Origin of the sequence: Streptosporangium carneum (assembly GCF_027922005.1) — a bacterium.
GTDB lineage: Bacteria > Actinomycetota > Actinomycetes > Streptosporangiales > Streptosporangiaceae > Streptosporangium > Streptosporangium carneum.
The window spans coordinates 29,272-55,269 of sequence record NZ_BSEV01000010.1; the positions used below are offsets into that span (position 1 = coordinate 29,272).

The window sequence follows — 25,998 nt, forward strand, 5'->3', positions numbered from 1 at the left end:
CCTCACGCCCTCACGCCCTCACGCCCTCACGCCCTCACGCCCTCACGCCCTCACGCCCTCACGCCCTCACGCCCTCACGCCCTCACGCCCTCACGCCCTCACGCCTGGATGCTCAAACCCAGCCAGCCGCCCGTTCAACCACTTGGCCACCTCGACACCCGACTCTTCCCGCCTGACGGAGTCATTCATGCGCGCCATTCACAACTCCGCCCCCAACTCCCCCCTCAACCACACTGGCAGTTCCCCCGTCCGCCGCCTCACCGCGGTCCGCCGCCTTGGCGGTCGACGCCACCGCCTCATCGCCACCGTCGTCGCCGCTCTGGCAATGATGTGCGCCGTGCTCGGGCTGAGGCCGGAAACCGCGTCGGTGACCGTGCTCGCCGCGGCCAGAGACCTCTCCGGGGGCACGCTGGGGGTCACCGACCTGAAAGCCGTCGCCCTACGTCCGGGCACGGTCCCCGACGGCGCTCTGAGGCCCGGCACACCGATCGCCGGAAAAATCCTGACCAGTCCCATGCGACGCGGGGAACCGCTGACGGACGTCCGTCTTCTCGGTCCCGGCCTGCTGGCCACCCAGGGACCGGGAAGAGTCGCCACCCCTGTCCGCGTCGCCGATCCGCAGACGGCGCGCCTGCTGTCTCCCGGCGACGTCGTGGACGTGCTCGCCGCTCCCTCCACCTGGGACGGCTCCGCTCCCGCCCGCACCGTGGCCGAGGACGTCACCGTGCTGGCCGTTCCAGGAGGCGAGCCGGACCGGGACGCGCTTGTCGTGCTGGCCACCACCTCGACACAGGCTGTGGAACTGGCCTCGGCCCAGGCGGGTGGTCGCCTGTCGATCACCATCGGTTCTCGCGTAAGGTGATTTTCTCAACACTCAGAGTAATCATTCTCTTGTGACGCCGACACACGGGCGGCGGCCAGGAGCCCGGAGTGAGGGGTGGCCATGATCAGTGGATTCAAGAAGTTCCTGTTACGCGGCAACGTGGTGGACCTCGCCATCGCGGTGGTCATCGGCGCCGCCTTCACCGCGATCGTGAACTCCTTCGTCAAGGACGTCCTCACCCCGCTGATAGCCGCCATCGGCGGACAGCCGGATTTCTCCGCTCTCACCCTGCGGATCGGCGCGGGCGAGATCAGGTACGGACTCTTCCTCAACGCCCTGATCTCGTTCCTGATGGTGGCGGCCGTCATCTACTTCCTCGTCGTCCGCCCTTACGAGAGCCTCTCGGCCCGCTTCACCAGACAGGAGGAGAGCGTGCTGCGTGACTGCCCGGAGTGTCTGTCGGAGATCCCCAGGGCCGCCGTACGCTGCGCCAGATGCACCTCTCCGGTCGTTCCGGTCCCATGACGACGCCCGCGGGAGAGGTCGCCGCAGGAAACCTCGCCCCATCGACCTCACACCGGAAATCAGGCACAGTCAGGCTCCGCAACCAGCGGAGCCCCCGCTCCCTGTTCTGTGCGATGCCTACAGCAGAGACCCGAGCTTCGGGTCATACTCCCAGTGCCACGGCTCGAAAGGACTGACATAGGCCCATCTCGGATGCATCCACCCGAACTTCTTGCTGTTGGCCTCCAGCCAGTTGAACTCCGCCGACCGGAACCGCTCCACCCCTCCGCACAGGTCGACGGCGAGTCCGAGGCCGTGGTTGCTGCGGCCGGGGACCGCGGCGAAACCTGGCCTGCGGTAGTAGACCGACTGCTGCTCGGCAAGGTTCCGATAGCTGTCCGTCACGCACATGGGCCTGCCGAACCGCCTTTTGTACGCCTCGTTCATGCTGATGAACGCGAGCGCCGCGTCGCCTCGCAACTCGTTGCCCCGCTGTTGCAGCGGACAGAGATAGGCCTTCGGGATCAGACCGTTGGGAAACTCGTTCAACGAGGCCGCTCTGGTCGGGGCGCATCCCGCCGCGGGGTTCCCGGACTTGTCGACCTTGACCCCCAGCTTCACGAGCGCCTGGGTCAGCGACTTCACAATCTTGGAGGAACGCGTCCTGAGTGTCTCGATCTCGGCGCCCATCTGGGCCTCCGCCAGGAGGTTGCCCGCCCGCAACTCCTGCGCCTCTGCCGCCAGCCGCTCCCGTTCGGCCTGCAGGCGGGCGCCGTCATCGAGAACCTGGTTACGTTCGGCCACAAGCTGGCTGACGTCGGCCATGGCTCTGAGGGTCGAGGCGTCGGAGTCGCCCGACAGGAAGAAAGCCGCGTCGCCGCCGATGGGCCGTTGGTAGAACTGGCTGACCAGGTCCGACAGCGGCTGCCGCACCTGGGCGAAGGCCCTCTCCGCGACCTGCAGCTCTCGCAGCTTGGCGGCGAGCTCCTTCTCCGAGGCCTGGATCTTGGCTCTTCTCTGCTCCAGGGCCTTCGTGGCGGCCTCAAGGTCCTTGGCCGCCTTCTCCGCCTCACGGCGCAGCTCGGTGAGGTTGACGGGTTCACGTAGCCGCTCAGCGAGGTTCGTCGTTCCGGCGAGGGGCGTCGACTCGGCGGCGGCGACTGACCGGGACTCCGTTCGCCCGTGGCTCGCGGCAGCCGCCCCAGGAAAAAGGGAAGACATCGTCGCGACGACGGCGATCAGACCCGCTGATCGACGAGGTGGCACGTTCGACCCCTCCGTTTGCGAACTCGTGACCTGGGTCAGGCACGCACGTTACTACAGCTCGCCGAGTACCTGGGTCGGACTCACTGCAGCCGATATGTGCCGAACACCCCATTTAGCTCTCCTGCCACTCAGGTCGCTCGTCGCGCTTGCTCCTTACAGACCTCCCACAACCAGGTCTCTCGCCACTCACCCGGACAGCCGAACGCCTCGTCCGGCCGCTCAGATCGCGGCGCCTGCCTCACATGCGGCGCCTGAGATTCGCGTGGCACAACCCTCCGTGTGACCGATGGAGGCGTCTTCCCGGTAGACGTGTCAGCCGCGGGAGGCCTCCTGTCCACAGAAACCACCGGCGGCGTCCAGCCCCCGTAGACCCGCTTGGGCCGATAGGGAGGAGGAACGACTCTCGGCTCGAGCACCGCGCCTCGAACCGGCGCGGCCGCGACCGGCAGCATGGCGGCCCCACCCTCAGGGGCCCCGCCTCCCGACACCCCGCCCTCCCCGTCCCCCGCCAGCCCCAGAGGCTCCCCACCTTCCCAGAGCCCCTCCTCCTGCCCGAACTCCCCGAGCTGCCCGAACTCCCCGAGCCTCTCCCCTCCCAGAGACCCGGATCCCCCCTCTTCCCAGGGATCCCCTCCGGTCTCCCAGCGGTCTCCTCCGGCGACGACCCCTCGAACAGCCGCCCGGTATCCGGTGAGCTCCGCCACCAGAAGACCCGCGGCCAGAAGCGCGGGCGCCAACATCGCCCCACACAGCACCAACGGCCGCAGCGCGCGATGCCCCCGTATCCGCCTCCGTCGCCGCTCCATCACAGAGCGCGACCCTAGCCACCCCACACCCCACGACACTCAGCCAGTTGCCGCCCTTTTACCGCAGCTCAGCGAACCAATAACCTGCGGATCGCCAACCAACCCCCCTCCAACCGCACATCCACTCCACACTTTCGCTACTCTTACAGGGAGTCCCTGCCTCCGTAGCTCAGGGGATAGAGCACCGCTCTCCTAAAGCGGGTGTCGCATGTTCGAATCATGCCGGGGGCACTCTTCTGGCCAGCGATCATGCCCTTGACCTGGGTGTGTTCTGCTTCTTGTTCCCTGGCTCTGTGCAGCCGTGTGTCGCCGTAGGCAGTCGCATGTCAGCGACTGTGGGATATGCGCGGGATGGATCTTGGCGTGTTTCCGCAGGTCGGCCCCAGTCGGGCCGACCAGAGCCGGATAGCAGCCGGGACGCCGATCAGCAGCGAGAAGTCAGCCTCACCTAGGATCGATCATCGTGCAGCGACTGGCGCTCTTCGACCTGGACAACACGCTCATCGACTTGGACGCCGCCTTCCTGTTGTGGGCGCAGGAATTCGCCGAAGAGCATCGACTCAGCCGGAAAGCCGTCGACCACCTGATCAAGCTGGACCGCAACGGCCTACCTCATCGTGAGCTGTTCTTCGCCAAAGTGCGCGAGCGGTTCAAGCTCTCCAATTCGGCAGCGAACCTGTGGGCCGCGTACCGCCGCCGTATGCCCCATCTTGTCGAGTGTCGTCCTGAGGTCATAGCCGCGCTGGCAGAGCTACGCGCGCTCGGATGGCGGGTCGGGATCGTCACCAACGGCACGGCGGACAACCAACTCGGCAAGATCCAGCAAACGGGCTTGGGCGATGCCGTCGACGGCTACGCACTCTCGGGCATCGAGGGCATCCGCAAACCCGACACGGGCCTGTTCGAGATCGCCGCAAGGCGATGCGGTGTGAGTCTTGCCGCTGGAGGATGGATGGTCGGAGACCACCCTGTCGCGGACATCGGCGGAGGACACACGGCAGGCCTGCGAACGGTCTGGATCGACCGCGGAGCCGGGGTCGGCCATGAGCATTCTCCGGACTACGTGGTCACTGACGTGATCGACGCGATGGAGATCCTTTGCACCGTCAGCAAATGATCTTCAGAAGGCTGCCGGCCTGCAGCCGGGGCACGGAATCCTGAGCCACAAGCCTCAAAGAGATCTTGATTGGGAAGATGGGCATCATGTCCTCGCATCAGGAGCGACTCCGCGCCCGTTTGCGCACCGCCCCGCTTCAACCTCCACCCACTCCTTGGCAGCCGCTGGCCCCGATAGCGGTGGGCGGCCTGTCCTGTGTCGGATTCGGCAGAGCTCACAGTGGACAGGGTGATCTTTTGCTTGTCGTCTCAAGTAGTGGCAGAGGGCTGTTCGACTGCTCTACAGGTGCCCGGATCGCTCGTGACCCGGCCCCTGACGCCGGCTGGCCCGACACTGACGAACTCGTGCACGAGGGGATCGGTCCGCTGTCCGGCATCACCGTGCCCGTGGCGGGACTGTGGGGAGGCGGTCTGCACACCACCGCACCCGGTGGCTGGGCGGTTGATGTCGTGGCCCCAGACTGGCCCGTCGAGAGCGTGATGCTGTCCTTCGACAGCAGCCCCTATCAAGGCGAAGCCGGCTCGTCCTGGTGGCACGTACATCGGGAGGAATCCTGCGAGCTGCGTGCTGTCGGCTTCTCCCCCAGCGGCAGGACCCTCGTGATCGCCTCAAGCTGCACCCTGACGCTCTTCACTCGATCACCTGGAACAGGATGAAGTTTTGAATACCTCTGGAATGAAAGCCTGTCGGTAGAGTCCTGAGCTTGAGCCGCCGGATCGACTTCTACGACGCCCCTGCCGCACCCAAGCCCAACAGCCTGGTTCCGTCAGTGAACGTCGTGGTCACCAACGAGGCGGGCGAGATCCTGATGATCCGTCGCAGCGACAACGGCAACTGGGCCGTTCCCGGCGGCGCGATCGACCTGGGCGAGTCCCTGCCCGAGGCCGCGATCTGCGAGACGTTGGAGGAGACCGGCGTCAGGTGCGAGATCACTGGTCTTGTCGGAACGTACACGGATCCCAGGCACGTGATTCTCTACACCAGCGACGGCGAGGCCCTGCAGGAGTTCTCTACCGTGCTCGCCAGCCGAGCCGTCGACGAGAAACCAACGCTGAGCGACGAATCCCAGGAAGTGCGTTGGGTGCCGCGGGACGCGGTTTGCTCACTGTCGATGGACCGCTCAATGCGGCTGCGGATCGGCCACTTCCTCGAAGGATCGGGCAAGCCGCACATAGGTTGAGGCCCCGGCTTGCGCCGAGGCCTGGAGGCGAGCATCTATGGGAAGCATTCGCCGAGAGCGTTGCCGATCTTCCCGTTCATCCGTTCCTGCCGGCCCTCCATGCACTTGGCGTACACCCGGTGGAGGACCTCCACGCTGTGCCCGGCTCGTTTGGCTACCTCAGTAGCCGGTACACCCGCATTGAGCCAGAGGGACAGGGCAGCATGTCGCAAGTCATAGGGTCGGGCGGCGAGCGGTGACCTCACCTGCTCATCGGTGAAGACGAGCGCTCGCGCTTCCTGCCAGACGTAGGAGCATGCCGAGTTGGAGTAGGAACCTCCCCTGGTCGTCCGTAAGAGCCAGCCGTCGTCCTCGGTGACGTAGGCGTCGATGTGTTCACGGAGGATGGCGACCAGGACAGGCGGGGTGGGGATCTCCCTGGTTTCCTTCTTCGCCCGGTGCCTGAGGCTGCGCGACTCGTGGGTCTCCGGTCGATCCGGAACATCAGCCACCAGCGCCCGGATCAGCGACAACAGCGCGTACGCCTCAGTTTCCCGATTTCGAGGAGCCGTCCTGCGCCACCGGCTGACCACGTACGACTGCGCGAACTGCATGAAAGACGGTCCGTCGTACCGTAGTCATCATCCCTGTCGGTGTATCAAAGTGGAGGTATGGGGTCAGGTATGGCCCGCACCTCCACTTTCCCCAAGCCAACCGACAAGAGGTCAATGATGCAGAATTCCCGTCACGCCCTTCCTGCGGAAGGTCAGTGGGATCTGCTGACCGAACACGATCTGGAATCGTGGTTCAGCTGCCTGTGGGTAAGCACGGAAGACGGCAACGAGATCGCCCGACGGCTGGGCGTCGATCCCCAGAACGGCACATTGTGCGACTTTCAAACAGCCATGCAATCATACGAAACCAGCCTGGAAGAACTGATCGTATGGGTGGGAGAGCACTCAGCCGGCTGGTCCACCATTCTCACCATCAGCGGCGGAACGGTGCCGCCACGGCTGATAGAGGCGCTGAGCGCAGACGGACAACGCGTACTCGAAGCCTATTATGTGGAAGAGGCCGATCCCGGAAAACTGCTGTACACTTATGACAGGGAATACCGTGGAGAGATATTCCCTCCTTCCTCCCCTGGGGGATGGATGGAGGTCCCTGAGTTCGAGGCGCACGCGAGCGGACTGGAGCTCAGCGACGAAATCAGCGACGCTGAAACCTTTGACCGCTACATGTGCATGGCAGGACGGATCACCGGCCGGTTCATCGACCGTGCCTGGTTCGCATCAACGCGAACCCTGTACCACGTTCCACACGAAGCATGACGTCGATGAACGCGTGAACGAGTTTCTCCAGCACGTCAAGCGGCACTTCGCTCTCCTGGAGGCGGTACCGGCGGGTCCCGCCGGTACCAGCAAGTCCTTCGTGTGCGGCTCCTTCTGCGGGACCGATCTGATATCGCTCCGCGTACCATCACACGCCTGACCAGCGCACAAAGCTCGGGATCGCGGCCCCGCCGTTGACTCGTAACAAAGTGCTCTGGTGATTTGGGGGTGCTCTGTGGCTGCTCTCCTCTGATCCATGTGACAGCAGCGTTGACAGCAACGTCCCCACATGCAGGCTCACGCCGGCCACCGTCCCCCTCTGACCATGATGTCCGCAGCCTGACGAGGGCGATCGCTCCGCCTGAAGAGCGAACGGTCATCCTGCTGACGACCCCACTCGACGGATGCGGGACATCCGCGGGATAATCTCGTAGACGGTGCAGGCTGCACGAAGTGTTTGCACAGCTCAAAGCCCATAAGCTGACCGTACGGTCACCGCTCCCCTAAAGCGGGTGTCGCATGTTCGAGTCATGCCGGGGCACTCTTCTTACCAGCGAAAACCCCGATCCACCTGGGGCTTCGCACGTCTTCCTCTTAACAGCCACAGGTAGCCAGACGCCCCTGCGGGCAGCTGTATGTCAGTGGTCGCGGAGCGTGCACGTGATGATCTTGGAGCTGTTCTGCCAGCTCAGGTCACCCGAATGAGCATCGGCACGGAGCGCATGAGCCAAGGAGGCAGCGCCGGACGGGCTCGGTTCCCGTGCAACGACTGGCCCTCTTCGATCTGGACAACAGCCTCGTGGAGCTCGATGAGGAGTTCCACGTTTGGGCCGTGGAGTTCGCCCAGGGACACGGTCTTGGACACGATGGCGTGAGTCGGCTGATTGGCCTTGACCGTTCCGGCTATCCACATCGCGAAGTGTTCTTCACCAAGACAAAAGATCACTTCGGACTCCCCGGCTCGGTTGACGAACTCTGGAGCCGGTACCGCAGGCGCATGCCGTATATCGTCCGCTGTCGCCCCGAGGTCCTGAGCGGGCTGTCTCACCTACGGGTATCAGGGTGGCGAGTGGCGATCGTGACCAACCGGACGGCGGACAAGCGGTTGAGGAAGATCCGGCGGACGGGGCCGGCCGAGGCTGTGGACGCCATGGCGCTGTCGGGCATCGTGGGTGTCCGAAAACCCGAAACGAGGCTGTTCGAGATCGCGGCCGAGCGATGCGGGATGGCTCTGTCCAGCGGCGGTTGGGTAGTCGGTGACAGTCTCACAGCGGACGTCGCCGACGGACGGTCGGCAGGTCTGCGAACGATCTGGATCGACAAAGGCACCCGGCAGACCAGGAGCGCGAGGCGGACCACACCGTCACCGATGTCCTGGAGGCCATGGAGAGCCTGCAGAGCAGTGATCCTTTGATCAACTATGGTGACCGGCCATGAGATTCCTCATTGTCGGTGGCAGCGGTTTTCTCGGCGGCGAACTCGCCCGGCAGTGTTCGGCGGCCGGGCATGAGGTGACCGCGACCTACCTCGCCCGACCAGGAGAGATCGCGGGTGTTGAGTGGTCGCCGCTCGATGTGCGCCGACGAGAGGACGTCGACGCGCTGGTCAGCGCGTTCCGTCCAGAAGTGGTGATCAACGCCGCGTACCGGCAGGCGGATTGGGCGACCACGGCGACGGGAGCCGCGAACGTGGCTCTGGCCGCCTCTGCGGCAGGTGGGCGGCTGGTCCATGTGTCCAGTGACGCGGTCTTCTCCGGTGCCGCGATTCGCTATGACGAGACGTGCGTCCCCGATCCGATCAGCCCGTACGGTGCGGCCAAGGCCGCCGCCGAGACGGTGGTGAGCGCGATCGCGCCGACCGCGGTGACAGCCCGGACATCCCTGATCATCGGCGACGGCGGTTCCCCACACGAGGCGCTGGTGCACTCCCTGGCCACCGGCAGGGCGCAAGGAGTGCTGTTCACCGACGAGGTGCGGTGTCCCGTGCATGTCGCCGATCTCGCCGCGGCGCTCCTCGAACTCGCCGCGTCCGAGTATCACGGCATCCACCATGTCGCCGGAAGCGATGCGATGAGCCGATACGAGCTGGGGCTGCTCATCGCCCGACGTGACGGCCTCGACGCCGACCGACTGCCTTCGGGCCTGCGAGCGGACAGCGGCGTGCCCGGCCCGATAGACGTGCGTCTGGAGTGCGGCATGACTCAGCGACGGCTTCGGACCAGGTTGCGTGGCGCGCGGCGGTTCCTGGGTGAGGCGCGTCGGTGATCAGTAGCCCGTTGCGCCTGTCCGTCCCCATGCAGCCGAGGGCGGTCGTGTGCAGCCGTAGGTGTGATCACGGAGCACAGACGGGACAATCTTGAGGGCGTTCGCCCACTTCACCGGGCGGTTTCCGGGCGTTTCGGGACCGCTTCGCCGTAGGGCGGGGACGCGCCTCCGAGAAGGTGCTGTTCGGCACTCTCCAGCTGGGTCAGACAGGTCGCATGACAGAGAAATCAGCAGCTGAACGCCCCCTTCCACCGATCGCCGATCGGCAGACCTGGCAGGCGAAGATCGACGAACTCCGGGTCAGGGAGAAGGCCCACACCAGGGCCGGGGACGCCCTGGCCGCCGAACGCCGTCGGCTGCCGATGGTCGAAGTCGATCCGCAGACTCCGCTGATCGGAGCCGACGGTCCGGTGCCGTTGGTCGACGTCTTCGACGGCCGGTCCCAACTGATCGCCTACTTCCAGATGTGGCACACCGGCAGGCCCGCGGCGGAGCAGTGCGAGGGCTGCACCCTCTCCACGGCCCACATCAACGAGTTGTCCTACCTGCACTCGCGGGACGTCAGCTACGCCACCTTCTGTCAGGGACCGTACGAGGAGAGCTCTCGCTATCGCGACTTCACAGACTGGACGATTCCCTGGTACTCGGTGCCGCAGGACGCCGTGGACCGGTTGGTCGCAAACCGGCACTTCGGCATCCTGGTCACCTGTCTCCGGGACGACGACAAGGTCTACGAGACCTACTGGACCACCGGCCGCGGCAACGAACCGATGGCGCCGTCGTACGGACTGCTGGATCTGACCGTCCACGGCCGACAGGAGTTCTGGGAGGACTCGCCGGACGGCTGGCCTCAGCATTGGGGTTCCAAAGGTGGCCGGTTTCGGCTGGACGGCCGACCGACCGCCCAGTGGTCACGGATCGAGGCCGGACGCAACGACGACCTCGGCACCTCACCCGATGATCATCACCAACCGCACCGCCACTGAGTGAGCGTCCAAGAACTCCGCGCTCGACCGGAGCGGCCTTCCGCGTCGAGAGGCGTTCTTCGGCAAGGTTCGGGAGCGATTCGGACCCCCGATCCGGTGCGTCCTTCGGGGCGGGGCGTTCAACGCGCTGTCACCTGCCGAAGCTCGGAGGAAGTGCCCGTGGAAGCGGTAGCCGTCTTGCCCTGTGACCGGCTTGTCCTCGTAGCGGAAGATCTTCGTGCCGTTCATTCCAGCGTCGATTCCTAGATGTTGATCTTCAGATGACCTCGATGACAGCCTGTGGGCGGTGACGGAGGCAACGGGCCCCGCACCGTCTCATCGCTGTTCGGAAGGTGATCGACCCATGCGTTCCCTCGTCCTGTCCGCCGCCGTGGTCTCCACGGTCGCGGCCTTCGGCTTGGCCCTCGCGCCCGCCGCGGGCGCCACCCCGTCCCCCTCCCCTTCGCCTTCCGACTCTCCTTCCGCCTCTTCCAGCGGCGTCGGGCAGACCCCGCAGGGCGAGCAGCACTGCGTGATCCGCCCGAGCACCAGCAAGCGCCCCGTCAACGCGACCTGCTACCGCACTTTCGCCGAGGCCGTCGCCGACGTCACCGGAGGGAGGGTCACCGACGCTCCCGACCCCGCCACCATGACCAGCGCCGACCGCGCCGACCTCGACCGCCGCATCGACGCCGCCAACCGGGCCAACAAGCAAGTGAGCGCGCAGGCGGACGAGTACCCGATCCGTGTCGCCACCGCGTGGGAGCACGAGAATTATCAGGGCTCCAGCATGATGTTCGCGAGCAAGCAGGGATGCTACGGAAACTACAACGTTTACAAGTACGCGGAGCTGGCGTACGGATGGAACGACAGGATCTCCTCGATCCAAACCTTTGAGGGCTGCCGGGGCCTGCTCTACGAGCACACATACTTCGGTGGTTCCTACACCCAGCGGTTCGACAAGCTTGGGAAGCTCAAGGGAATGAACGACCGGGCCTCTTCCGCCCAGATCGGTTGGATGCCGAACGAGTAGGCGCTCGTCGCTCGGCCGGCTGAACGGCCGCCTGTCCCCGCAAGACATCCTGTTCGTGCCGCACACCGGCATCTCCTGGGAGCGCCTCTCCCAAGAGCCGGGGTGCGGCTCGGGCATGACCTGCCGGCGGCGGCTGATCGAACGGAACAAGGGCGTGTCGGAACCGGCCGAACAGGGCCCAGAGGACTGTTCCCGGACCGAGCAGGGCCGAGGGGGTGTGGCGCGGTCACCGCCTGGCCGGCTGGGCGGTGCCGCGCATCGGCCGAGCCCTCTTGATCATGTTGTCGTACGGTATGCCCCATGAGCATCCTCCATGTCCCCAGTGACGCGCTTTTCCCCTGGCGCGACCTTCTACGACACGTGGGCCGGCTGGCCGTTGAGCGTGCGTACGGGGATGACCTCGAACACCTCACAGCTGAGGATTCCCAAAACTGGCCGGGCTCGCCGGGGGCCGCCGAATCCGAGCTCGTACGGCACGAGCAGCGCCTCGGTGTCCGTCTGCCGCCGAGCTACAGGGAATTCCTCCAGGTCACCAACGGCTGGGACGAGTACGGCATCGCCGGTGGCCCCCTGCTGCCGCTCACTGGGATCGGCTGGCTTCGTGATCTCGATCCGGGGCTGGCCGACATGTGGTCATCCCCGGACTGGAAGCCCGTGAGTGTGCCCGATGAGGACTACTTCGTTTATGGGGAAGAGCAGGACACGGTCCATCTCCGGCCGGAGTACCTGCCGGACACTCTCCAGATCGGCGAGTACGACGACGGCACATATCTCCTCAACCCTCACATCAAAACCCCGGATGGTGAGTGGGAGGCGTGGTACCTCGCGCCCTGGCTGGCCGGGGCCGAACGCTGCCGCTCCTTCTGGGATCTCATGAACAGTCAGTTGCGGGAGTACGTAGAGGCTCCGTAGGGACTCCTGTGGTCCGCCGACGACCTCGGCCTCGCCGTGGAAGAACCGGCGCAGGCGCGTCTGGTCGCCGCACTCGTCCCGAACGAGGGCACGAGACGGTGCGTCCCTCGAGTGGAACACCCGATGACCCGCCGTCTGGGCGGCGTTCGCCCGGTGACCAGGCGTTTTTGCTGACCTTCAAGTGAGACACAAGGGCGTTCTGCGACTTTTGGCAATGGATGCCGAGATCGCAGGAGATTTTCTATGGGGGTTCGTAACTTCTTCCCGGCCGGCCGGACGCGCGGGCAGACGACGCCGTTTCTGTCGTACGCGTCCGGACTGGGAAGGGGCCTGGAGACCATGCGGCTCGATCCGCGGGCCATCGGGGAGACGAAGGAGATCTCACGGGGAGAGAGGGTGCACTTGCACGGGCCCGTCGAGACCACGCTGGATCCGGAGACCCGGGTGGAGCCGCCGCGCTCCCGGCGAACCGCCTGTGTGGCGTACTCGGATGTCCTCGAAAAGGACGACGAGAAGGCGACCTTCGTCCCGCCGGCGAGCGGAGAAGCCGAGACGTCCGGCGGGACCACCGCGGCGTCCGGCGGGACCACCGCGGCAGACGCCTGGCAGGGTCTCAGAAGCCGTGCGCCTGCCCGGCCGAAGACGGCTGCCATCGCTGTCTTCACCGCGGGCGCCACGATCGCACTCGTCACCCTGGTCGCGTTCGGCGCCGCGCTGGACCAGGTCTGGCTGATGCCCCCGCTCGTCGCCAGCGCCGCTCTGGTCTTCGGCGCGCCGACTCTGCCGCTGGCTCAGCCGCGAAGCGTGATCGGCGGTCAGCTGCTGGCGGCGCTCACCGGCTTCGCCGTACTGGCCGTCGCCGGCTCCTCCATCTGGGCCGCCGCCGTCGCCGGCGGCCTGGCCCTCGGGGTCACGGCCCTGACTCGTACGCCGCACTCGCCCGCCGCCGCCACCGCGACGATCGTGGTCGCCCAGCAGCAGCCCTTGGTGCCGTTCCTGCCGATACTCGTCGCCGCGACCGTCGTCCTGGTGATCTTCGGCATGCTCATCGGACGCAGCGGGGTGACACCGCGCTACCCCACCTACTGGTGGTGACGACCACCGACGCCGAAGATCCTGAGTGCCTCCGCCGCCGGCGGAAACCCAGCCCCGATCTGCCGGGTGAAGCATGCCGGTCGTCCACCGCGCCGCCATGGAGTCATGAGACGACGCTTCAGGTTCGGCCCGGCGGCCGCCGCCCCCACTCGCTGAGCCGCAGCTCCTGATCGCCACGGTTGTCGGCGCAGGCCACGGCCCGCACCGCCGCCTCCCGTCCTGGTCCGACGAGCCACCGAGTACGGCGAGCTGTCTCCTCAGCTGCCGTGTCCCCGGGGGAAACGGCCTCGGAGGTCGTCGCTCGGGGTACGTTGGGGCCGGTGAGGGATCAGCGCGCGGGGTTCGCACGGACGGAGTGTGGCCGCGGGACGAGCAAGGAGACGGCGCCCGGGCGACCGGACGCCTCGGGCAGGACGGCGGGCACGGACGTGGGGACGAGCACACGCGTGGGCGGGTGGCGTGGGAGGCCGGTGGTCGCCTCGCTCGTCGGCCTGACTGTGGCGATCTCCGGCTGTGCCCCCTCGCAGGGGGCCGCCTCGCCGGTCGCCCCCGCGCGGACGGTGACACAGTCGGCTCCCGCGCAGTCGGCGACACCGTCGGCGAAGGAGAAGGCGGAGGAGAAGGAACCCCCGCGTCAGGCCCCGGCCCTGCCCGCTCCGGACGAGGCGATCCCCAAGGACCCGGCGCAGCTGGCCCGTTCCCTGTCCGGCACCGTCACGGAGCTCCGGCGCGCCGTGGACGACTGGAGACGCGAGGGAGACCCCGCCAAGGGGCAGCCGCCCGAGGCGGTGGTGCTGCTGGCCCTGCACCAGCAGCGCGTTTACCGCTACCTCGCCCGCAACCCGAAGGTCGCCTCCCGCACCTACGCCAAGCTGCCGAAGGCCCTGGCCGGGCAGGCGAAGGACAACGTGACAGCCGCCAGGAACCTGCTCTCCCTCGTCCATCCGGTCAGCAAACCGGCGAAGTTCCGCGTCCAGCCGCCCGAGCCCGCGGATGTCCTGCTCGGTCACTTCCGGCACGCCGAGCGCCGGTTCGGCGTCGACTGGGAGGTGCTGGCCGCGGTGATGTTCGTCGAGACCAAGTTCGGCCGGGTGAGGTCGCCGAGCTACGTGGGCGCGAAGGGGCCCATGCAGTTCATGCCGGGAACCTGGGCCGCCTACGGCATGGGCGGTGACATCCAGGACACCCGGGACGCCCTGCTCGCCGCGGCGAACTACCTGCACGCGTCGGGGGCGCCGCGTGACTACCGGCGCGCGCTGTACGCCTACAACCACTCCCAGGCGTACGTCGACGCGGTGCTGCTGCACGCGGGCCAGATCAAGAAGGACATCAGAAACTACTACGCCTACTACAACTGGCAGGTCTTCGTGGTCACCACCCGCGGCGACCGCCGCCTCACCGGCCCCTGACCTCGAGATCGACGCCACCCTTTCCGGCACGCGGCACGCGGCACGCAGCACGCGAGACGCGGGACGCGTACGGGTCGGCTGACGCCTGGGGAGCGGTCCTTCAGCCCGTACGGCCAGGCGCGGGGAAACTCACCAGGCGCGTGCCATAGGGAATGTCCGCGGCGACCGGAGTGGCGGCTCCCGTGTCCACGTTGACGCGGTAGTAGTCGCTGGGCCCGTAGCCGATCGTGCGGATCACGAACTCGTCCGCGCTCGCCCACCCCTCGAAGCTGTCGAACTTCGCTGTGGCGGGCAGGGCCATGTCGCGTCGTCCGGTGCGCTCACCGTGCCGGATGAAGCCGTTCCTTTTGTCGTCGACCTCCAGCGCCGTCCTCCCGTCGGGGGAGATCTCCACGTCGAACTCGTCGTCCTCGGCTTCGAACACAAACCGTTCCCTGCCGTTGAGACCGACCGCCGCGGCATGGGAGGGGCCGGTGAACAGGAGACTTTCCGTGGTCGTCGACCATCCGGACAACGATCTGAGAAAGCTGTCGGCGGGAACCCGCCGGAGGGCGCCGTCCCATACATAGAGGAAATCGTTGAGGTCGGCGTCATAGGTGTCGACGGCGAGCCGCCTGCCGTCCGGGGAGAAGGCGAAGCCGCCTTCGCGTCCCGTCACCACGGTGGTCCTCCCCGACGGGAGGTCGACGATGACGATCTTGTCGCGCTTCCGGCTCCGGTAGGCCAGCCGGTGGCCATCCGGGCTGATCGCGAGATCCTCCTCGGCGTCCTCGACGAGCAGCCGCTCGCCGGTCTCGGTGACCGCCACCCAGACGCTCCCCTCGGGAAAAGCCGCGGGGACGACGCTTGTGTCTCCCCGCTCGTCGAGGAAGGCGTGCCGGACCGCGGCCCGCGTGGGAAGGCGCAGCGGAGTCGCGCGCTCGGAGAAGGGGATCCGCGCCAGGGCGGGCCAAGACTCGGACGGCGAACTGAAGGACAACGGTGAGCCGGGAGACATGAGTGAGACGACGAGGAGGGTGAGCAGGACGGCGAGTGCGAGGCAGACGAATACCGGTCCCCACCTGCCGCCGGGCTTGCGTTCGCGGGGTTCCGGCAGGTCCCCGGTCATGGCCTGGAGTTCGGCGGCCAGGCTCGCGGCGTCCGTGCCCAGTGTGAGCAGCCCCTGCCTCTCCGCGCGTCGTACGGACTTCCTGCTTCGTCCGCACAGGTAGGCGGTCTCCTGCTCGGTCCGTCCGTCGTGGTGCAACGCGACCAGTACGGCCCGCTGCGTCCGGGACAGGCCGTCTCCCCAGGCGGGGTTCGGCCAGCGGCGAAGGCGGCTGAGGAAAGACCGGTAGAGCGTGAAGAACCCGTCCTCGCTGTGGCGGATGTTCGCCCTGTCCGCCATGCGGTCGGCGTATTCGGTCGGCCCGCCGAGCAGCGACGCGGTACGGCGGATCCGCTCGTCCCATTCGGACATCAGCGGACCTTTCCAAAGACGACGGTCGAGGAGTAGGGGATGCCGGTCGGGGTCTGTTCGCCTGTCGTGGCGTCGACGGCGACGACGTCGTCGTCCCGTGCCACCAGGGTGTCGCTGTCTGCCCACATGAGAGGCTCGAGCCCGGCCGGAAGGCGTTTCACCAGGCGTCCGGTGGACGTGTCGAAGATCGAGAAGCCGTCGAAGCCGATGTACCGGCGCAGGTCCGGTGAGAGGTCGCGTACCGCCGTCGGCGGGCGGAAGGGGGTCGCGGCGCCGTCGGAGCGGATGGAGACCGCCTTGTCGGCGTCACCGTTGCAGGCAGCGTTCCCCACCAGCCTGTCATCGTCGAGCCCGTACACGAAGCACACCCGGTCCAACGTTCTGGTTCGCCCCGTCTCGAAGTCGGTGACGAAGGTGCGGCGGTTCGCCCTGGTGGACACGGCGAAGTGACGGCCGTCGGCGGAGCTGACCACGCTGGTGATCCCGACCAGCTCCTCGGCCGTCAGCACGGGGGTGATCGGGCGCGCGGAGCCGCCGCGAAGGTCCGTGGCGAGGTATCGGAGTTGCCTGACGTCCAGGTAGGCGACACGGTGACCGTCGGGGCTGATGTCGATGGGGATCACCTGCCGCCCGCCTGGTGAGGGGGTCCGGATGACGCTCACAGCCGTTCGCAACGTGACGTCCACGCCGAACGGCACGTGCAGCGTCCAGCCCGCGCACGTGACCACAACCTCTTCGTAGGCGGGTTCGGGTTCGGGGGCGAAGAGGCCGAGCATCGAGTCTGCGCACTCGGGCGACGACGGCTCGCCGTACGTGATCGCCTGGAAGGTGAGGCCGGTCGCCCCCTGGCAGGCGATCAGAGCACACAGAAGCAGTGCGACGGCGCCCCATCTTCTGGCGATTCTCCAGCGCGCGAGCTTTGCCCACGAATGTGCCACGAACCGAGAACATATCCCTGCTCGCGAACCGCCGACAAGGCCATTTTCGCGACCTCCGAGCCGCCCTCGAATTGAAGGCGGAGTTTCTCGGGCCCTCCCGGGGAAGGCGGCCGGGCCTCGGCGGCGATCGTCCAGGTCAAAGCGTGAGTCATACCTGTCAGGCCGAGACTTCTCCTTGCCGGGGAACGGGATTTTTCACCGCGTCCTTTTTCCATACTGAAAGCGACGGCCTGGATTAGACATAATGTGGGTGTGCTGAGATTCGTGCTCGACGCCCTGCTCGGCAAAGGGGCCGCGGACGACAAGACGCCCTCCGAGTCCGGTCACCTCACCGACGAGGCGGTGATGGTCTACATCGTGGCCGTGCTCACCGATGCCAGAAACGAGATCGGCCGCGCCGACCAGAAGGCGGCCGCCCTCCTGGCGGCCTCGGGCGTCGGCGTCGGCGCCCTGATCGCGGGTCTGCTCGGCGGCCAGTGGTCGCCCACCCGGCTGCCGGGCTCGGTGCAGTGGCTGTGGTGGGTCGGCATCGTCCTCTGCGCGCTGGGCGTCCTGTCGCTCGGCTTCGCGATCTACCCCAGGTCGAGCCGCGGAGCGGCGCGGATCGTCCGCCGTCGAGGAGTCTTCCTCGGTGACTTCGCCTCGGCGGTCAAGGCGGAGCTGGGCCGGGCGAAGCTCGGCCGCGACGCTCGCGTACGGATCGAGCTGGTCGTGAGTCAGGTGGAGCATCTCGCCTCAATCGTGGACGTCAAGTACCGGCACATCCGCCGGGGGATGCTTCTGCTGCTCGCCGCCATCCTCTGCTGCGCGTCCGCCGTCGTCCTGGCCCCGCTGCTCGTCTGAGCCGCCGCCCCACTGTCCGTCCGAGCCCTGAGCCTCCCTGGTCCGTCTGTTCGGGTCCCGGCTCGGCCCGTCCGGTGCGTGCGACCGCTCGCACAGCGCCGCGAACCGGCTGTCCAGTCGTAGAGGGTGACAGCGGATGAGGCTCCACAGGATCACGGCGTAGGGACCGTGGAGGTCGGCCCGCGGGACCAGCGCCTCCTCGTCGCGCGCGCCGATCAGACCGGCGACGACGGCCTGGTCGTCCGCACCCGCCTGCAGCGCGCATTCGTGCGCGATGGCGCTCCACCGCCTCCGGTGGCGGCGCAGCCGTCGCCGAGCCCTTTCGCGGTCGGCCCGCACCTGCCGGAGCGGCCGTGCGGTGGGCGCGGACGGGACCTCCGCCCGGATGAGCTCGCCGAACCGCATCCGGCTCAGGAAGAACACCGCCAGGACGACGAGTGTCAGAACCACGCCGCACGCCGCCACCGGACCGGACAACCCTTCCGCGTTCAGCCAGAGCGCCGTCCACCCGGCGCACGCGGCCGAGCAGGCGAAGAACATCACGTCCGCGGGCATGACCCCGGTGGAGCCTCTCCGTCCGGCCCGTGAAACGGAGGCGAGTGAGGCGGAGGCAGGTGAGGCGGAGGCGAGCGAGGAGGAGGCGGGTGCGGCGGAACGCTCACCCCGCGACGGGCGGCCGCTCCTTTGGACCTTCGCCCACAGCAGGCTGTGACCTCCGCCCGCCCACGAGGCGGAGGAGATGAGCGTGAGAGCGAGCAGCGCGCCGCAGAGGGCGGCCAGGGCGGCCGGAGTCACCTCCGCGAGAATCCTCAGGGACTCCCAGGTGAGCAGAGCGGCCAGGAGGGTCGCGAGGAGCGCGTACTGCCAGGTCTCCGCTCTGCGGTGCAGACCTGGTCTCCTGACCGGCCGCGCCGCCTCCTCGCACGCCGTCCCGAAGTCGTCCAGGGCCCTCGACGCCGCGTCGAAGTCCTCGGCCAGCCTCTCGCCTTCCTTGACCAGCCGCCAGCGACCGTGTGGGACGCCCGCCCGCGGCGCCGCCGACGGTTCGCGAGCGGTCACCTGTCCTCCTCGGGAGAAGCCTCGGGGGACGCCTCGAGGGATGCCTCCGGGGACGCCTCCGGGGACTCGGGGAGACTCCCTGGGAAACTCCTCGCAAGACCCTCCGGGGACTCCGGGAAACCCTCCGGAAAGCCCTCAGAGGACTCTGGGAAACCCTCCGGAGAACCCCCCGCAAGACCCTCCGAAGACTCGGGAGAACCCTCCGGGGAACTCCTCGTCCAGCTGAGCTGTGCCTCCAGCCTTCTCACCAGGTCGGCGAACTTCTCACGGGTGGTCACGGGATCGAGTTCGACGAGCGTGCGCACGGTCTCCGCGAGCGGTCCGCGACCGGGTTGGGGCTGGTGGACGCCCTCGAAGATCTGGTACGGCAGGCCGGCCGCGGCGAGCCACTCCGCGGTCGGCGTCGTCGCGATGTCGCCTTGGGTGAGCGGTTTCGGCGGCTCGGGTCCGGCCTTCCCGTGCCGGAGCCTGGCGGGAAGGATCACGTCGTACCACGGCTTGGCCAGTTCGGCCCTGATCACGCTGGCGACCTCGTCATGGCATGAGCGCAGGTCGCGCCATGTGTGCTCGTAGGCCGACACCGCCTTCTCCACGTCGCCGCTGAGCGCCGTGGCCCTGGCCGCGGCCCGTTCGAAGGCGCGCTCGGCTCCGCGCATGTTCTCGTGGTGCGGACGGTGGATCAGCGCCTCGAGGACGACCACCGTCGCCGCCAACACCATGATCAACAGCAGGACCGCCCAGTCCGGCGGCACGGAGACGATCCCTCCGGCCTCGTCGGCCGCGAGCTGTCCCCTGATGTACGCCCACAGGGCGTAGACAGCGAAGATCAGCAGAGGGAAGGCCAGGAGTGCCAGGGCTCTGCCGAGGGTGCGCAGGACCCTGGGACGCTCGTCGGCGGACGCGGGACGCCGCCGGGCGTTGGTCAGCCGTGCGATCGGGTCGGCGAGGATCCGGCCCGCGGTGACCAGGCTGACGGCCAGGACGACGGCGGCGACCAGTCCGACGCTGCGCTCCAGCAGTGGCGCGTGCAGCTCGATGTTGAGCAGGTCGAGAAAGACCCGCTGGAAGAAGTACGCGTCGAAGATCGCCACGAAGACGATCGTGGCCAGCGTCAGCAGGCGCAGCCACCGGGGGGCCGGGCCACGCTCGTGGAACGCCGCCGAGGCGAGCGCCCGGTCCGCCTCGATGAGGGCCTGCCTGGCCCGGAACACCATGCCGCCGTCGAGGAAGACCTTGAACGTCCTCAGCGCGTTCTCGGCGTTCGCCTTTCGCTGCTCCACCGCCCCGCGCTGGCGGCTGAGATATCCGTGGTAGTCGTTGAGCCGCCGCGTCGCGCTCTCGCTCGCCTCGGTGAGGTGCGTCATCTCACCGTTGTCCAGCACGTGGGGCGGGCGTCTGTCCAGCAGGCTCCCGTACACCACCTGCTGGTGCAGTCCGCAGGTGCAGCCGTGGTGGCACGGCAGGATGACGGCGTCGGGGGTGATCCCGGACCTGGGGACCACTTCGCCGTTCACGATGGTCGTCTCGTCGCTCATGTCTGCTTCCCGTAGACGATCTCGACCCGCCGGTTGGCCTGCAGGCATCGGTCGTCGGGCGTGCCGCCGGGGAACTCGTCGGCGCACTTGAGCCGGGTCTCGCCGAGTCCGACGGACTCGGTCTCCGCGTCCGCCACGCCTTTGGTGACCAGATAGTCCAGTACGGCCCGCGCCCGGCGCTCCGACAGGCTCTTGTTGTAGGCGGCCGAGGCACGGGAGTCCGTGTGCCCGATCACACGGGCGACGGAGCGTTTCGCCCGCCTGGTGACGGCGGCGATCTGGTCGAGGACCGCCCGCGCCCGGTCGCCGAGTGCCGCGGAGCCGGTGGCGAACAGCAGTTCCGAGGGGATCTCCAGCCGGTCGCCCTTGGTACTGATCTCGGGGAAGACGACGTCGGGATCGTCGACGCGGTCGATCTCGCCGGTCACGTCGGAGGTCTTGCCCGGCGGTTGGACGCAGGTGGAGGCGTTCTCGGTGCGCAGGGAGGCGCAGACGTCACGCCAGAACCCTTTGAGCCATTCCGCGTGTTCGCTCGCCAGCGGCCTGCCTGAGGCCTGCATGCCGATGCCGTACAGGCTGACCCGCACTCCCTCCAGGCTGTTCAGGCCCTTGGCGTTCCCGCACGCCCGCAGGGCGGCGCCTGGCTCGTTGCCCTCCTTGAGGATCTTCCGCAGGTCGAGGCAGCCGGAGTTGGACAGCCCGTCGGTGATGACGACCAGCCGCCGGTGCGGCACGGCGGCCCGCGCGAGGATCTCGCCGCCCTGGGCCAGCGCGCCCAGCACGTCCGTGCCCTCGGCCATGGGGGTGCTCCTCCAGGTGGCGCTGACGGCGGCCGCCACGCAGTCGACCACGGACTCCTCCTGCGCGGCGCGCCGGGCGTCGCCTCCGGAGGCGTACGGCAGGGCGGCGTCGACCGCCTGCCACCCCGTCTTGGGTGAGGCCCCGTCGAACGTCCCGATGGAGACGAGCCGTTCGCCGTCGGCGGTGAACTCGGGCCCGATGGCGTCGGCCACCAGTGACGTCACGTCGGCCATGCGGCCTGTGACGCCCCGGGCGGGCGACGCGGAGGCGGAGACGTCCACGAGGAAGACGGTCTGCGAGGTGACCTGCCTGGCCGCGTCGCCTCGCTTCGGGCGGTTCAGCCAGGCGCACCGCTCCTGTCCCGCGCCCTTCTGGGCGGGAGCCGTCACGGTGCACGCGCTCACGGGCAGGCAGGCGAGCGCCAGCGCCGCGAGCGCCGCCGAAGTCCTAGAGCGCATAGTCGTCCTCCGTGGGGTCGCCGTCGGACTCGTCGTCTGGCCGGTCGTCGTCGGACTCGGTCACCGTCCCGACGTCGAGCGGCTTGGGAACCGGCACTCCCAGGTGGCGCAGCAGCGCGTGGAGCGCCGAGTCGCTCTGGACGATGAAGTCGAACTCGTCGAGCCGACGCCGTTCGATCACAAGGTCGCTGAGGTTCTTGAAGAGCTGGTTCGTCTCCGTGACGCGCTCCTGGAGCATCACCTCGAGCGTCGCGGCTCCGCTGATCTCCGCGTCCTCGGCGAGGGCCATCGCGTACGGGGCGATCCAGGTCGCCTTCTCCGTCTCGACGTCTCCCACGCCGCGCAGCGACTCCAGCAGGGTCTCCTGCCACCGGTCCCTGAGGGTGCGGATCTGCTCGACGTAGACCTCCCGGATGTCGCCGTAGTTGTCCAGCAGGAGCCGCTCGTGCCAGAGCTCCTGCAGGTCCTTCCGCACGGGCTCGCACACGTCGACCCAGACGCGGATCGCGCACTTCACGTCGCCGTCGTTCATGCAGTTCACCAGCTCGCGCCCGATGGCCTCCTCGACCTCGGCCGCGCGGTAGGGGGGATACCTGCGGCCGATCGGGCGGACGCGCCGTTCGATCATGTCCTGCGCCTCGGCGCTGAGCTCCTTGATGCTCTTCTCGATCTCCCGCGTCCTGTCGGCCATCGCCTTCCTGTCCGCGGTCGCGTCCGTGTGCCAGTCGCATCGCACGCGCACCGTGAACGGGAAGGCGTCGCCCATGGCGGGGGTCGTGAAGGTGAACTCCTGCCGTGACTTCTTGACCACCACCCGGGAGAGCTCGCTGCGGGGCGGCATCGAGGGAAAGTCGTCGCCGAGGTTGAGGAGACGCCTCGCGCCTTCCCACTGGGCGCTCCACCACGCCTTCGTGAAGGGCTTGCGCCACCAGGAAGTGGTTCCCGGGTCGGAGGAGTCCCACCCGGAGGGGGAGGTGGTGTCCCCGCGTCGCCTCCTCTTCGGCCGTTCGGTGCTCATGTCGTCTCCTTTCTCCACCTTCTGGTCCACATCTGTCGGTAGACGCCGAGGCGTCCGCGGAGCGGCTCGAACTCCGCCAGGCGCTTCAGGAGGTCCTCGAATCCGGGCCTCAGGTCGGCGTTCCTACGGCTGCTCAGCTCCCACCTGCTGAGCAGCTGCCACGCCACCTTCAGGGAGTCGCGCTCGGTGCAGGCCATGGCCCACAGGAGCGCCAGCATCTCGGCGTCGAGGAGGCCGGGCTCGTGCGCCTGACGCCACTGGATGTCGAAGACGGCGGACGTCCTCTCGGCGGGGGTGGCGCGCAGCCGGGCCAGCCTCACCCAGGTGCGGGCGGCCCGGCGGCGCATCGGAGCGAGGACCGTCCAGTTGGTGATCTCCTCCAGCACCTTTCCGTGCAGTCCCTGGAGGTACATCTCCGTCAGCGCGCGTTCGACCAGGCTCGCGAAGTTCTGCCGGGGGTCGGCGGCTCCGATCCGGACGCCCCTGATCGCCTCCTCGGGGAAGGCGGTGGCGATGTGGGTGCCGTACGAGCGGATGGCCACGGCCTGCTTTCCCAGCTCGGTGGACCTCGCCCACCTGCGCAGCAGGGCCCGGACCTGCTTCACCCTGTTCTCGTGGGCGCGTCCCTCCTGCCAGGAGATGACCAGGGCCTCGAGAAGCCAGGCGGCGGCCCGATGGACGTCCGGGTTCTCCGACTTTCCCCAGGGCTCGATGACCTGTTCCCTGATCACGTCGAAGTCGTCGGCCGCGATGACGGCCAGTGACTGCGCGTAGCGCACCTGGACGACCTCGCTTCCGGGGTTCTCGCACAGCTCGACGAGCCACTTGATGAGCGGGGCGCGCGCGTGGTCGTAGTCCGTCCAGGCCACCCAGAGCAGTTCGCGCGCGAGGCGCGGCTCCGGCATGTGCACGTACACCTTCGACTCGGAGCCGGTGACGAGCTTCACGTGTTGCAACCGGTGCGGCAGCGGTTCGGCGAAGACTCTGCGGCCCGCGTTCCCGACCGGCCGCTCGACCTTCAGCAGCAGGTCGGCCAGACGCCGCGCGGCGGCGACGACGTGCGTCATCGGCATCCGGTCGAGGACGGCGGTGGCCAGCACGTACGCCTGGTGGACCGGCGAGCCCGCCTCGTTCGGGACGGCCAGCAGCTTCCTGGCCTGTTCGATCAGGTGCGCCGCCCGGCGTTGGAGGATCAGCCGGTCGAGGTCCTCGGTCTTGCCGAGCTGGTGCCAGTCGCAGATCGTCTGAGCCAGCCGGGCCGCGGTCGACGGCGCGACCGTCCTGTCGTCGACCAGTTCCCTGTGCCAGGCCGCCGCCTCGGCGCTGCCCTCCAGTGTCTCGGAGATGAGCCGGTCGGCCAGGGCGAGGGACGCCTCGGCGACACGCGTTCCCGGCTCGAACAGCAGGGCCGCCACATGGTGGCGCACCACGGTGACGGGGTCCGGCGGAACGTGCTGGACCAGACAGTCGCGCACCCAGTGCTCGGCGCTCTGCTGCCTGACGAGGACCACCAGGAAGGCCTGTTTCTCCTCCAGGCGTTTGACCAGGTGGGCGAGCTGCGCCTCGCTCAGGTCGTACGGCCACTGCGCGTCCGTGGCGTCGACCAGATGCCCGCCGTCCTGGATCAGCCCCTCGATGACCGCGGTCAGCCCGCCCGCGCCGTCGACGACGTTGACCGTCCCCGGTCCGTGGTGGAGCGCGACCACGGCCGACGACCTGCGACCGGTGCGCTCGCGACCGTTGAGGAAGACCAGCCTGCCGTGCCCCGTGAGCAGCAGGCGAACCCTTTCGTCGGAGTCGGACGGCACGTGGACCCGGACGCAGTCGTCGATCTTGTCCGCTCCGAGTGAGCCGCTGACGTGCGCCTCACGCCGGGCCGAGACGCCGCCGGAGGCGAAGTAGCTGATGTTGTAGACGTCGCGGCCGACCCAGTCCCGCCCGTACCACTTGTTGGCGCGCATCCGGCGGGCGATGTCCTCCACCGCGCGGTCGTGCAGGGACTCCTCCTCCTCGGTGGAGGTCCTGGGGGCCTCGCGCCGTTTCTGGCCGCGTTCTTTCTGCTCCTTGCCCGAAGGGGACTGCCGCTGGGGCGGCATGCCGGGGGGCGGCTGTTCGGCGCGCGCCGCCTTCAGCACGGGCGGGCGGTTGATGGCGGGCGGCCCGGCGGGCGAGGGGGCGGAACGGAGGCCGGGCAGCCGCGGTACCGGCTGCTCGGCGGGCGCGAGGGCCGCGGGTGTCCCGGGGGTCGCGGACGGGGACGCCGTCGCGTCCGGCTCGGGCGGCTGCGTCGGCGGCTCCGCGGGGGGCGGCTCGGGGGGAGGTCCGTTCTCCTTGCTCACCTGCCGCCCCCGTCCCACCGTCCGGGGTCGTGGAGGTTGTAGGCGTCACGGCCGACCACGTCCCGCCCGTGCCAGTCGCCGCCGACGTGCATCACGACGCCCCCCTCCGTCTGCTTGGGCGCGGACCCGTTCTCCGCGGGCGCGGGCTCGTCCCGTCTTCCCGGGGAGTCCGTGCCTTTTCCCGCCCGGCGTTCCCTGCGGCACGGGACGGTGATCCAGGCCTCGGCCGCGAATCCCTTCTGGGGGATCTCCACGGACACCCGCCGGAAGACGTCGGCGGGCAGGTCGTAGAGGTCGTGCTCCACGATCACGTCCTCGTAGATCCGCTGGGAGACGACGAGCGCGAGCAGGGCGTCGGGGTCGTCGTCGAGCGCCTTCCTGAGCGGGGGCGCGTCCCTCAGCCTGCAGACGGTCACCACGGCGCTTCCGGCGAAGCCCTTGCCCGCGACCAGTGTGAGCCCCTCGTGGATGGCGACCCGCATCCGCAGCCGGGCGTCGTCGGCCAGGGGCCGGTTGATCCTGTGCAGGGCCGCGCCCAGTGACCGGACGAGCGTGGGCACGAAGTGCGACTCGTTGATCCCGGGCGGCAGCAGCGCCAGCTCTCCGTCGCCCTGGTCCTGGGTGAGCCACCTCTCCCTGCCCAGGTCCGCCGACAGGTTGTCGAGGATCTCCCTGAGTTCGTGCTGTGCCCTGTGCTGCTCGACGGCGATGCGGGAGCTGTATCTCTCGAGATCGACGGCGACGCACACCCTCCGGATGGCCTGCATCCTCTCCTCCACCGGTCCCTCCCTTCTTCGACGTTTCTTCGGCGCTTCTTCGAGGTGCGATTCTCCAGATGTGCACTGGAGTTTCGGTTGAGGCGAA

Annotated in this window: 23 protein-coding genes and 1 tRNA gene; 14 read left to right on the forward strand and 10 right to left on the reverse strand. The window is 68.2% G+C overall.

All coding sequences use genetic code 11. The features are described 5' to 3' along the window. Positions 1 to 187: 187 nt before the first annotated feature. A complete protein-coding gene (locus tag PKF00_RS21975) occupies positions 188 to 862 on the forward strand; it encodes an RcpC/CpaB family pilus assembly protein (RefSeq protein ID WP_271219478.1) in 675 nt (224 codons plus the stop codon). 81 nt (positions 863 to 943) lie between these two features. Then, positions 944 to 1,348, forward strand: coding sequence for a large conductance mechanosensitive channel protein MscL (gene mscL / locus PKF00_RS21980; RefSeq protein ID WP_271219479.1), 405 nt, complete (start codon positions 944 to 946; stop codon positions 1,346 to 1,348). A gap of 117 nt (positions 1,349 to 1,465) precedes the next feature. Here the strand turns inward: mscL and PKF00_RS21985 are convergent, their stop codons facing one another. Continuing rightward, complete coding sequence (locus tag PKF00_RS21985) at positions 1,466 to 2,548, reverse strand: D-alanyl-D-alanine carboxypeptidase family protein (RefSeq protein ID WP_271219480.1); 1,083 nt, start codon at positions 2,546 to 2,548, stop codon at positions 1,466 to 1,468. A 1,009-nt stretch (positions 2,549 to 3,557) separates the two neighbouring features. On the opposite strand from PKF00_RS21985, the gene PKF00_RS21990 reads away from it, so the two are divergent. The 3 genes from PKF00_RS21990 to PKF00_RS22000 all read left to right on the forward strand — a co-directional run bounded on the left by PKF00_RS21990 (position 3,558) and on the right by PKF00_RS22000 (position 5,696). Then, positions 3,558 to 3,630: transfer RNA gene (locus PKF00_RS21990), tRNA-Arg, on the forward strand. A 232-nt stretch (positions 3,631 to 3,862) separates the two neighbouring features. Next, the gene (locus PKF00_RS21995; protein WP_271219481.1) at positions 3,863 to 4,516 is read left to right on the forward strand and encodes an HAD family hydrolase; all 654 of its coding nucleotides are present in this window, start codon (positions 3,863 to 3,865) and stop codon (positions 4,514 to 4,516) included. Positions 4,517 to 5,219: 703 nt separating this feature from the next. Then, positions 5,220 to 5,696, forward strand: coding sequence for an NUDIX hydrolase (locus PKF00_RS22000; RefSeq protein ID WP_271219482.1), 477 nt, complete (start codon positions 5,220 to 5,222; stop codon positions 5,694 to 5,696). A gap of 35 nt (positions 5,697 to 5,731) precedes the next feature. On the opposite strand, the gene PKF00_RS22005 is transcribed toward PKF00_RS22000, so the two are convergent. Next, entirely contained in the window at positions 5,732 to 6,289 is a 558-nt protein-coding gene (locus PKF00_RS22005) for a site-specific integrase (protein ID WP_271219483.1), read from the reverse strand. Between the two features lie 69 nt (positions 6,290 to 6,358). Between PKF00_RS22005 and PKF00_RS22010 the strand changes: the two genes are divergently transcribed. The 8 genes from PKF00_RS22010 to PKF00_RS22045 all read left to right on the forward strand — a co-directional run bounded on the left by PKF00_RS22010 (position 6,359) and on the right by PKF00_RS22045 (position 14,684). Continuing rightward, entirely contained in the window at positions 6,359 to 7,006 is a 648-nt protein-coding gene (locus tag PKF00_RS22010) for a hypothetical protein (protein WP_271219484.1), read from the forward strand. Positions 7,007 to 7,766: 760 nt separating this feature from the next. Further along, the gene (locus PKF00_RS22015; RefSeq protein WP_271219485.1) at positions 7,767 to 8,420 is read left to right on the forward strand and encodes an HAD family hydrolase; all 654 of its coding nucleotides are present in this window, start codon (positions 7,767 to 7,769) and stop codon (positions 8,418 to 8,420) included. Between the two features lie 19 nt (positions 8,421 to 8,439). Next, positions 8,440 to 9,270, forward strand: a complete 831-nt coding sequence (locus tag PKF00_RS22020) for an SDR family oxidoreductase (RefSeq protein ID WP_271219486.1) — start codon at positions 8,440 to 8,442, stop codon at positions 9,268 to 9,270. A 215-nt stretch (positions 9,271 to 9,485) separates the two neighbouring features. Continuing rightward, positions 9,486 to 10,256: a DUF899 family protein gene (locus tag PKF00_RS22025; RefSeq protein ID WP_271219487.1), complete on the forward strand. Its 771-nt coding sequence runs from the start codon at positions 9,486 to 9,488 to the stop codon at positions 10,254 to 10,256. Positions 10,257 to 10,599: 343 nt separating this feature from the next. Beyond that, positions 10,600 to 11,268: a beta/gamma crystallin family protein gene (locus PKF00_RS22030; RefSeq protein ID WP_271219488.1), complete on the forward strand. Its 669-nt coding sequence runs from the start codon at positions 10,600 to 10,602 to the stop codon at positions 11,266 to 11,268. A 300-nt stretch (positions 11,269 to 11,568) separates the two neighbouring features. After that, positions 11,569 to 12,180, forward strand: coding sequence for an SMI1/KNR4 family protein (locus tag PKF00_RS22035; protein ID WP_271219489.1), 612 nt, complete (start codon positions 11,569 to 11,571; stop codon positions 12,178 to 12,180). Between the two features lie 243 nt (positions 12,181 to 12,423). After that, positions 12,424 to 13,275: an HPP family protein gene (locus PKF00_RS22040; protein ID WP_271219490.1), complete on the forward strand. Its 852-nt coding sequence runs from the start codon at positions 12,424 to 12,426 to the stop codon at positions 13,273 to 13,275. Between the two features lie 470 nt (positions 13,276 to 13,745). Beyond that, positions 13,746 to 14,684, forward strand: coding sequence for a lytic transglycosylase domain-containing protein (locus tag PKF00_RS22045; protein WP_271219491.1), 939 nt, complete (start codon positions 13,746 to 13,748; stop codon positions 14,682 to 14,684). 100 nt (positions 14,685 to 14,784) lie between these two features. Here the strand turns inward: PKF00_RS22045 and PKF00_RS22050 are convergent, their stop codons facing one another. Both PKF00_RS22050 and PKF00_RS22055 read right to left on the reverse strand, forming a co-directional pair. Then, positions 14,785 to 16,143, reverse strand: coding sequence for a TolB family protein (locus PKF00_RS22050; RefSeq protein WP_271219492.1), 1,359 nt, complete (start codon positions 16,141 to 16,143; stop codon positions 14,785 to 14,787). Further along, complete coding sequence (locus tag PKF00_RS22055) at positions 16,143 to 17,081, reverse strand: hypothetical protein (RefSeq protein WP_271219493.1); 939 nt, start codon at positions 17,079 to 17,081, stop codon at positions 16,143 to 16,145. Before PKF00_RS22055 ends, PKF00_RS22050 begins: the two co-directional genes overlap by 1 nt. 252 nt (positions 17,082 to 17,333) lie before the next feature. Between PKF00_RS22055 and PKF00_RS22060 the strand changes: the two genes are divergently transcribed. Next, positions 17,334 to 17,924, forward strand: a complete 591-nt coding sequence (locus tag PKF00_RS22060; RefSeq protein ID WP_271219494.1) for a Pycsar system effector family protein — start codon at positions 17,334 to 17,336, stop codon at positions 17,922 to 17,924. Here the strand turns inward: PKF00_RS22060 and PKF00_RS22065 are convergent. The 6 genes from PKF00_RS22065 to PKF00_RS22090 are packed head-to-tail and all read right to left on the reverse strand — an operon-like array spanning position 17,817 to position 25,901. Then, positions 17,817 to 18,983, reverse strand: coding sequence for a hypothetical protein (locus tag PKF00_RS22065; RefSeq protein WP_271219495.1), 1,167 nt, complete (start codon positions 18,981 to 18,983; stop codon positions 17,817 to 17,819). The genes PKF00_RS22060 and PKF00_RS22065 overlap by 108 nt on opposite strands. Next, the gene (locus tag PKF00_RS22070) at positions 18,980 to 20,518 is read right to left on the reverse strand and encodes a hypothetical protein (RefSeq protein WP_271219496.1); all 1,539 of its coding nucleotides are present in this window, start codon (positions 20,516 to 20,518) and stop codon (positions 18,980 to 18,982) included. Before PKF00_RS22070 ends, PKF00_RS22065 begins: the two co-directional genes overlap by 4 nt. Next, complete coding sequence (locus PKF00_RS44515) at positions 20,515 to 21,777, reverse strand: OmpA family protein (protein ID WP_309298427.1); 1,263 nt, start codon at positions 21,775 to 21,777, stop codon at positions 20,515 to 20,517. Before PKF00_RS44515 ends, PKF00_RS22070 begins: the two co-directional genes overlap by 4 nt. Next, positions 21,767 to 22,795 carry a hypothetical protein gene (locus PKF00_RS22080; protein WP_271219497.1) on the reverse strand — a complete coding sequence of 343 codons (1,029 nt, stop codon included), beginning with the start codon at positions 22,793 to 22,795 and terminating at the stop codon, positions 21,767 to 21,769. The genes PKF00_RS44515 and PKF00_RS22080 overlap by 11 nt, the downstream gene beginning before the upstream one ends. Continuing rightward, positions 22,792 to 25,134: a hypothetical protein gene (locus tag PKF00_RS22085; RefSeq protein ID WP_271219498.1), complete on the reverse strand. Its 2,343-nt coding sequence runs from the start codon at positions 25,132 to 25,134 to the stop codon at positions 22,792 to 22,794. The genes PKF00_RS22080 and PKF00_RS22085 overlap by 4 nt, the downstream gene beginning before the upstream one ends. Further along, a complete protein-coding gene (locus tag PKF00_RS22090) occupies positions 25,131 to 25,901 on the reverse strand; it encodes a hypothetical protein (RefSeq protein ID WP_271219499.1) in 771 nt (256 codons plus the stop codon). The genes PKF00_RS22085 and PKF00_RS22090 overlap by 4 nt, the downstream gene beginning before the upstream one ends. Between the last annotated feature and the right edge of the window lie 97 nt (positions 25,902 to 25,998).

What these genes read in the sequence shown, in the direction of transcription:
- PKF00_RS21975 (WP_271219478.1), top strand. Translation starts at nt 188, where the DNA reads ATGCGCGCCATTCACAACTCCGCCCCCAACTCCCCCCTCAACCACACT.
- mscL (WP_271219479.1), top strand. Translation starts at nt 944, where the DNA reads ATGATCAGTGGATTCAAGAAGTTCCTGTTACGCGGCAACGTGGTGGAC.
- PKF00_RS21985 (WP_271219480.1), bottom strand. Translation starts at nt 2,548, where the DNA reads ATGTCTTCCCTTTTTCCTGGGGCGGCTGCCGCGAGCCACGGGCGAACG.
- PKF00_RS22005 (WP_271219483.1), bottom strand. Translation starts at nt 6,289, where the DNA reads ATGCAGTTCGCGCAGTCGTACGTGGTCAGCCGGTGGCGCAGGACGGCT.
- PKF00_RS22010 (WP_271219484.1), top strand. Translation starts at nt 6,359, where the DNA reads ATGGCCCGCACCTCCACTTTCCCCAAGCCAACCGACAAGAGGTCAATG.
- PKF00_RS22020 (WP_271219486.1), top strand. Translation starts at nt 8,440, where the DNA reads ATGAGATTCCTCATTGTCGGTGGCAGCGGTTTTCTCGGCGGCGAACTC.
- PKF00_RS22025 (WP_271219487.1), top strand. Translation starts at nt 9,486, where the DNA reads ATGACAGAGAAATCAGCAGCTGAACGCCCCCTTCCACCGATCGCCGAT.
- PKF00_RS22030 (WP_271219488.1), top strand. Translation starts at nt 10,600, where the DNA reads ATGCGTTCCCTCGTCCTGTCCGCCGCCGTGGTCTCCACGGTCGCGGCC.
- PKF00_RS22035 (WP_271219489.1), top strand. Translation starts at nt 11,569, where the DNA reads ATGAGCATCCTCCATGTCCCCAGTGACGCGCTTTTCCCCTGGCGCGAC.
- PKF00_RS22040 (WP_271219490.1), top strand. Translation starts at nt 12,424, where the DNA reads ATGGGGGTTCGTAACTTCTTCCCGGCCGGCCGGACGCGCGGGCAGACG.
- PKF00_RS22050 (WP_271219492.1), bottom strand. Translation starts at nt 16,143, where the DNA reads ATGTCCGAATGGGACGAGCGGATCCGCCGTACCGCGTCGCTGCTCGGC.
- PKF00_RS22070 (WP_271219496.1), bottom strand. Translation starts at nt 20,518, where the DNA reads ATGAGCGACGAGACGACCATCGTGAACGGCGAAGTGGTCCCCAGGTCC.
- PKF00_RS44515 (WP_309298427.1), bottom strand. Translation starts at nt 21,777, where the DNA reads ATGCGCTCTAGGACTTCGGCGGCGCTCGCGGCGCTGGCGCTCGCCTGC.
- PKF00_RS22080 (WP_271219497.1), bottom strand. Translation starts at nt 22,795, where the DNA reads ATGAGCACCGAACGGCCGAAGAGGAGGCGACGCGGGGACACCACCTCC.
- PKF00_RS22090 (WP_271219499.1), bottom strand. Translation starts at nt 25,901, where the DNA reads ATGCAGGCCATCCGGAGGGTGTGCGTCGCCGTCGATCTCGAGAGATAC.